Source organism: Vreelandella maris, assembly GCF_013371085.1.
GTDB lineage: Bacteria > Pseudomonadota > Gammaproteobacteria > Pseudomonadales > Halomonadaceae > Vreelandella > Vreelandella maris.
Genome location: NZ_JABWCV010000013.1, coordinates 113,058 through 120,177 on the forward strand (window position 1 = coordinate 113,058; position 7,120 = coordinate 120,177).

The following is a 7,120-nucleotide window of genomic DNA, read 5'->3' on the forward strand; positions in this document are numbered from 1 at the left end:
AATAGGCGTTATCACGGCTGCCAGTGTGCCACGACGCGATTGCGCCCCGCCGCTTTGGCGGCATAGAGCGCTTGGTCAGCCTGGGCAACGGCTACTGCCTGACTGTGGTCTAAATCACTGGTGAGCGCCAAAGGTGCTATTCCCACGCTGACGGTGAGTGTCACCATCGTCGGCGTTTGAGAATCACTCGCCGTCAGATAAAACGGCTGCTGGGCTATTCGTTGGCGGATACGCTCGCCCAGTTGGACGGCCTTTTGGTGCGATAAATCACCGGCTGTAACAGCAAACTCTTCACCACCAAGCCTTGCCAGACAATCCTCAGGTCGCAGGACATCATGGACGCGCTTTGCCATCTCCACCAATAGCTCATCCCCCGCAGGGTGGCCGTAGCGATCATTGATCTGTTTGAAGTAATCAATATCAATCATCAGCATATAATAGGCTGACACTTCAGAGCGCTCATTGAGTTGCACTAAGTGGTTAGCCAAGCCGCGCCTGTTGCGCGTGCCGGTCAAGGCGTCAAACTCGGCTGCCGCCCAGGCTTGCTCTTCGATTTTTTTGCGTTGGCTAATATCGATGGCTAGACCACCGATACGCGCCAAATAGCCATCATCGGTGTAGTAGCTTTCCATCACCAGTTCGTGCCAGCGCCATTGCCCAGATGCGACCCTGAGCTGAACATCAATACGACATTGGGTTTGCAGCCGCTGTTGGTACTCGCGAATCAAACCAAACACCCGTAATCGGTCGGCGGGCATGGCATGGGCCAGTAAGCGACGCAACGGGAGCCTAGCGTAATCGCCAGGATAACCCAGCGATAGCAGCAACGCCGAAGAGCACCAAGTGGCGCCGCTGCGAGTATTGATCTCCCAGGTGCCGCAGGCGGCGACCTGCTGCAGCAGATCAACCTGACGCTGCCTGCGGGTAAGCTGCTGTCGATAAATAGCCGAGGCGATCAGTTCAGCGCCGATCACTAGTGCCTGCAGCCCCGCTCCTTCCCAGTCAACTTCGCGTTCACAGTCGTCAAAGCCCAACGTGCCCCACCACTGGCCATCCACCATAATCGGAACGGCCACCATCGATTGAATCGATTGGCTTTCCAAATTGTCGCGCAGCGTTCCCAGACCCACCTTCGACGTAATACAGGTGTAGGATTCTCCGCGCTCACGGCGATTGACCATTTCCTCATACTCGGAATCGTCGATCAGCGTGGTAAAAAAGCGAAAGCGTTTTTGCGTTCGCTCACGATAGTGCGATGAAGACGCCCATTCAAAAACAAAATCCTGCAGGACACCGTCTGGGTTGCGCTCTATGGTTTGAAATATCCACACTCGATTGACACCCGATGCCTCCCCTAACGCCGCCAATAGCTGATCAACACCCTCACTCCAAAAGTGAGTATTGATTAGCGCACGGCTGCCCACGGCAAGGGCATTCAGCAAGCTCGGCGCATCCGGCGATAAAGGAGCAGGCATAGTAGCATCTCTTTACTTTTCTTAGAGACTACCACAAAGTTTTCTGCGGATTACACACCATGCCCATACAGAGTGATGCTAGCGGGTACTAACGGCGTTTGCTCACGATGGGTCGTCAGCGATTTCCCGGCCAGCGCCGTGAGCAGGATTTGCAGCGGGTCGCCGTGGCTTACCAACAGGATGATTTCACCTGCGTATTGCTGTTCTAGCCCTTCCATCACGGCGCTCATGCGCGCCGCTACTGAGCTAACGGCTTCCACCTGATGATGAGCGTGATCGGCATTAAGGCTGTCCAGTGCCCATACGTCAGGATAATGCGCATCAGTCTGCCCATCGAATTCGCCAAAATAACGCTCCCGCAGACGCTTATCTACTGCCATCTCAAGCTTAAAAGCGCTCGCCACCTGGGCAGCCGTTTGTGTCGTCCTTAAAAAATCTGAATGCACCACTTTGGTGGGCACAGGCCACCCCCACTCAGCCACCGCCTGGGCAAGCTGGCGCTCGCCGATCGCCGAGAGACCAAACTCGTTAATACCGCGCTCAGGGCTGCTGATAATTAGCCCCTGTTGGTTTGCTTGGCTGTGGCCGTGGCGCATTAATAAATAGCGATTGCGCCAATGGTCGGAGGGAGGTTGTAAAGTATTTGACATAAGTTTGTCACAAACCCTAGATTGAAGGTGTCTGCTTTCGAAAATAACCATCCTTCGCGCGGAATGTCCACTTACGAACTATTTTTCGTTTTCATAAGTGGCAAATCGCAGTGAAGAGAACAAAGCATTAACCATAGCAAGCACACAACAATAACCGTACAAACGAGGCATACCATGGCAACTTCGCTCTTCCGCAAGCGCCCGCTTGCAATGCTTACCGCCGCATCACTCCTTCCGCTCGCCCTGTTAACAACACCTGCTTTCGCTGAGTGTGAGCGGGGTGATTTGGCTGCCATTTATTGCGACGAAGATGGCGATATGGTCGCTGATCGTCCGTCTGACGAGTCTGAGTGGGTTAATCCCGATACGCTGATCTTTGCCTATACCCCGGTAGAAGATCCGGCCATTTATTCAGATATCTGGCAGCCCTTTATCGATCACTTGGCGGAAGTCACCGAGCGCGATGTGCGCTTCTTCGCGGTGCAGTCCAACGCGGCGCAGGTAGAAGCCATGCGCAGCGGGCGGCTGCATATTGCTGGGTTCTCTACCGGCCCCACACCGTTTGCGGTGAATTTGGCTGGTGCTGTGCCATTTGCATTGATGGGCTCTGATAGCGGCCAATTTGGTTATACCCTGCAGCTATTTACCCACGTCGATTCCGACATTCACGAGGTAGAAGACCTCAAAGGTAAGCGTGTCGCCCACACCTCGCCCACCTCCAACTCGGGGAACTTGGCCCCTCGCGCCCTGCTGCCTGAACTCGGCATTACGCCCGATGAAGATTACGAGGTGGTCTACTCGGGTAGCCACGATCAGTCCATGCTAGGTGTTGTGGCCCAAGACTATGACGCCGCTCCTGTGGCCTCTGAAGTCGTCGAGCGGATGGCCGCCCGCGGCCTTTACGATGAAGAGGACGTGCGGCTGATTTTTGAGTCCGACCGCTTCCCCACCACGTCTTACAACTACGCCCATAACCTGCACCCAGATCTGGTCAAAAAAATCGAAGAAGCCTTTTTCAGCTTTGATTTTGTCGGCACCGAGCTAGGAGAGGAGTTTGAAGGCGTCGAGAAATTTATTCCCATCAACTACCAGGATAACTGGAAGGTAATCCGCACCATTCAGGCGGCTAATGATGTGAGTTATACGCCAGAAAATCTGGAAGAGTAAACGTAACGCATCGCCTCCGGCGGTGCGGTTATTTTCTCGACGATGGAAGCGGACACATGCTGGAAATTACCAATCTGGTCAAACGTTATGGTCACGATGAAGCCGTGCTGAAAGGGCTTGACCTCAAGGTAAATGGGAACAGTGTTGTTTCTATCGTAGGCGCCTCGGGTGCAGGTAAAAGCACCATGCTGAGATGTATTAATCGCCTGGTCGAGCCCACCTCTGGCTCAATCAAACTCAACGGCAATGAGCTGGTGAACCTGAAAGGCGCTGAACTGCGCCGTGCTCGCCGCAAAATCGGCATGGTGTTCCAGGGCTTTAATCTGCTGAATCGTTTGACCGTGATGGAGAACGTGCTGGCCGGGCGGTTGGGTTACGTCAATCTCTATCAAGCGATATCGCGCCGCTATCCCCAGGCAGATATTGAACGTGCGTTTGTGCTGATGGAGCGGGTGGGAATCGCTCACTACGCCAACAAGCGCGCGGATGAGCTATCCGGCGGTGAGCGCCAGCGGGTAGGCGTGGTTCGTGCGCTAATGCAGGAACCTGAAGTCCTGCTGGCAGACGAACCAACGGCCTCTCTCGACCCACGCACCTCCGAGCAGATCATGATACTGCTGCAGAGCCTGGCCAGCGAGCTGTCGCTGCCGGTGCTCATTAATATCCACAACGTGGCACAGGCCAAAACCTATACCGAGCGCATTGTGGGTCTACGTCACGGCAAGATGATCTTTGATGGGTTGCCTGCCGACTTCAACAAAGACGCGCTAGACGCCATTTACGGCGGTATTGAAGCACCGGACGATGCGATCACCGAGAATCCAGCGGAGGAGCGCGCCCATGACTCCGCCTGACGCTACCACTGCCTCACCACGTACTTGGAAAAAGCCACCGTTTATCGCCAATCCGCTGCTGCGCTACTGTTTGATCATCGTCGCCATAGTCTATTTGGTGTGGGCGTTCGGCTCGCTACCGTTTAACTGGGCGCGCATCTCTGAAGGGTTGCCTCGCGCCGCGCGTATTTTTAGTGGCGGCTTCCCGCCCAATTTAGAGCGCTACGAGCTACTGCTGACAGGTTTTAAAGAGAGCTTTCAAATCGCCATTTTGGCCACATTGATGGGGGTTTTGCTCTCTATTCCTTTTGCCGTGATGGCGGCGCGCAATATCGCTCCAATGCCGATTTACATCATTGGCCGGGCAGTGATTATTGTCTCACGCAGCTTCCACCCGGTGATCGTGGCGATTCTGTTCGTCGCTGCTGTCGGCTTTGGTCCGCTGGCGGGCATCCTTACCCTCACGCTCTATTCGATTGGTTTTGTCGGCAAGCTGCTCGCCGAAGCGATCGAGGAAATTAACTGGGGGCAGGTTGAAGCGATGAAAGCCGCGGGAGCGGGCTATTTGGCGATTCTGTTTTATGCAGTTTTCCCACAGATCCTGCCCCGCCAGGTCGGCCTTTCCATGTACCAATTGGACAGCAACCTTCGTGCCTCAGCGGTGGTTGGAATCGTGGGGGCAGGCGGCATTGGCGGCACGCTCATGAACGCCTTTGGGCGCTACGATTACGATTTCGCCTTTGCGATTCTGCTCGTTATTATCGCGGTCATTTTGCTCAGCGAAGGTGTCAGCGGCTGGGTAAGGAAAAAAATATGGTAGATCACGCACAGCAGCTTGCCGACCGTGTTTGGCAACGTTACGACCGCAAGCAACGCCTTATTCGCTACGCCGTGCTCCTAGCCACCTTGATAGTAGTGGTCTGGACGGTACGCGATATTGATATTTTCTGGCCCTGGGTATGGGATGCGCCCAACCAAATCTCTGCGCTTGGGGGACGCATGTGGCCACCCAGTGCAGCGGGATTTAATGGCATTATCGCGGCGCTCATTGAGACCGTGCATATCGCCACCCTGGCGACCTTCTTAACCATCTTCTTGGCCTTACCGGTGGCCTATATTGCGGCCCAAAACACTACGCCAAACCGTGCCTGCTTGTGGCTGGGGCGTTTTATTCTCGTCTCCAGCCGTTCGGTAAACACCATTATCTGGGCGCTGCTGTTCGTGGCGATTTTTGGTCCTGGCGTGCTAGCAGGGATCCTCGCCATCGTGTTTCGCTCCATTGGCTTTATCGGCAAGTTAATGGGCGAGGCAATCGAGGAAATTGACCGTCGTCCGGTAGAAGCCATGGAAGCCACCGGGGCTTCCAAAGCCAAAGTGGTCGCCTACGCGATCGTGCCGCAGGTCATGCCCGCTTTTTTTGCCATCGTGATTCTGCGTTGGGACATCAATATTCGCGAATCGACAGTGCTTGGCTTAGTGGGTGCGGGTGGTATTGGTGTCATCCTGCAAGGAGCGATCGATACTTTTGCCTGGCCCACCGTAGCGACCATTTTGATTGCTATTATTGTGCTGGTGCTGATTGGCGAAGCCATCACTAGCTTGCTGCGCGGCAAAGTCCTGTAAGTGGCCTAAGCGTTTGACCTAGCGCCAAACGCTTGCCATGTTTAAAGGATCATCAACGACAAGGAGTATGCACAGCGATGACAACTTATATCGTGGTAGCCGACGCCGCTCGCGCGCGTATTTTTACCCGTGATTCGCTTAATCTTGCCGAAAAGGAAAGCCTAGTACATGCAGCAGGAAGACTTCATGAAGGCGATTTAATCACTGATCGCCGCGGCGCCGATGTGCATGAGTCAACATCCTCTACGTCACGCTCTTCTGGAGAAGAAAACGTTGCTTCACAGCACGAGAATGAACTGTTTGCTAAAGAGGTCGCGCAACACCTCTACAGTGCGCGGGTTAAGAATAGCCTGGAGAAGCTAATCATGGTCGCCCCACCTAAATTTTTAGGCCTGTTGCGTGACAAGCTTGATGGCCCGACCCAGAAACTGGTCATTCACTCCCTTTCGAAAGACCTAAGCAAAGCCTCACTAGCAGAAATTCAAACCGCCGTGAGCGACTTACGTTAGATGTATTAACTTTACAATCTCCTCGCTAGCCTAAAGTAGTGGTCGCTCTCGCCGATACTAAGAAGTTCTATCAACAGTGCCTCCCTGGGTACTGACATGCACTTCGACGTCGAGAGCGATCATGTTTTCCACCCTCCGAGCACGCATTCTACTAGCTGCGCTAGTAGTGATTACTCTTGCCCTGATGATTAACGGCATTGCCAGCTATACCACGGTAAAACACCATAATAATCAACAAATAACCCGTAATATAAGTGCCGTGGTTAAAGGTAATACGCAAGCTATCAACGAGTGGTTTAGCGCACGCTATACGATGCTGTCCAGTATGGAAGATGCGGTTAATAGCGATGACCCGCTTGCCGCGCTGCGCCAATTAGAGTCCTCAGGCAATTTCATGAGTACCTACATTGCCCACCCCTCTACGTCAGCCGCTATTTTTTCCGATGGCTGGGAGCCCCCTAGTGATTATGATCCTCGCCAGCGTCCCTGGTACCAAGACGCGGTAAGTGCAGGAGAAACCATTATTACTACCCCCTATGTAGATGCCCAAAGCGGTGGCCTTATCGTTACGTTTGCGCGCCCTTATTATCAAAACGAAAAGCTAGCAGCTGTGGTTGGGGCCGATATTGCCATCACTGATGTCATAGAGATTGTTAGCGGCATTGCACCGACAGACGCTAGCTTTGGTTTTCTTACTACGAATGACGGCACGCTCGTCGCTCACCCTGATGCTAACTTAACACTAGCCTGGATTTCTCATAGTACCTCAGCCAGTACCGCACTCAGGCTGTAACACCGCTAAACACCTACTGGCTCGACTTACATCGGCTACTTTTTAACCACTTTCCGGCGTTCAGACACAC

The 7,120-nt window shown here is 53.8% G+C and carries 8 protein-coding genes; 6 read left to right on the top strand and 2 right to left on the bottom strand.

Features of this window, described 5'->3' with window-relative positions; translation table 11 throughout:
* Positions 1-11: 11 nt before the first annotated feature.
* Together HUO07_RS13060 and HUO07_RS13065 are read right to left on the bottom strand one after the other, a co-directional pair.
* Positions 12-1,475, bottom strand: a complete 1,464-nt coding sequence (locus HUO07_RS13060; RefSeq protein WP_176303938.1) for a sensor domain-containing diguanylate cyclase — start codon at positions 1,473-1,475, stop codon at positions 12-14.
* A 50-nt stretch (positions 1,476-1,525) separates the two neighbouring features.
* On the bottom strand, positions 1,526-2,125 hold the full coding sequence (locus HUO07_RS13065) for a histidine phosphatase family protein (RefSeq protein ID WP_176303939.1): 600 nt from the start codon (positions 2,123-2,125) through the stop codon (positions 1,526-1,528).
* 174 nt (positions 2,126-2,299) lie between these two features.
* Here HUO07_RS13065 and phnD point away from each other — a divergent pair, with 174 nt between their 5' ends.
* The 6 genes from phnD to HUO07_RS13095 all read left to right on the top strand — a co-directional run bounded on the left by phnD (position 2,300) and on the right by HUO07_RS13095 (position 7,050).
* On the top strand, positions 2,300-3,292 hold the full coding sequence (gene phnD, locus HUO07_RS13070; RefSeq protein WP_008956569.1) for a phosphate/phosphite/phosphonate ABC transporter substrate-binding protein: 993 nt from the start codon (positions 2,300-2,302) through the stop codon (positions 3,290-3,292).
* Positions 3,293-3,348: 56 nt separating this feature from the next.
* Positions 3,349-4,146 carry a phosphonate ABC transporter ATP-binding protein gene (phnC, locus tag HUO07_RS13075; protein WP_176303940.1) on the top strand — a complete coding sequence of 266 codons (798 nt, stop codon included), beginning with the start codon at positions 3,349-3,351 and terminating at the stop codon, positions 4,144-4,146.
* Positions 4,133-4,945, top strand: a complete 813-nt coding sequence (gene phnE / locus HUO07_RS13080; protein ID WP_176303941.1) for a phosphonate ABC transporter, permease protein PhnE — start codon at positions 4,133-4,135, stop codon at positions 4,943-4,945. The genes phnC and phnE (HUO07_RS13080) overlap by 14 nt, the downstream gene beginning before the upstream one ends.
* Complete coding sequence (gene phnE, locus HUO07_RS13085) at positions 4,939-5,748, top strand: phosphonate ABC transporter, permease protein PhnE (protein WP_176303942.1); 810 nt, start codon at positions 4,939-4,941, stop codon at positions 5,746-5,748. The genes phnE (HUO07_RS13080) and phnE (HUO07_RS13085) overlap by 7 nt, the downstream gene beginning before the upstream one ends.
* A gap of 77 nt (positions 5,749-5,825) precedes the next feature.
* Positions 5,826-6,257: a host attachment protein gene (locus HUO07_RS13090; protein ID WP_008956565.1), complete on the top strand. Its 432-nt coding sequence runs from the start codon at positions 5,826-5,828 to the stop codon at positions 6,255-6,257.
* A 121-nt stretch (positions 6,258-6,378) separates the two neighbouring features.
* Entirely contained in the window at positions 6,379-7,050 is a 672-nt protein-coding gene (locus HUO07_RS13095; protein ID WP_246286635.1) for a PDC sensor domain-containing protein, read from the top strand.
* Positions 7,051-7,120 lie beyond the last annotated feature (70 nt).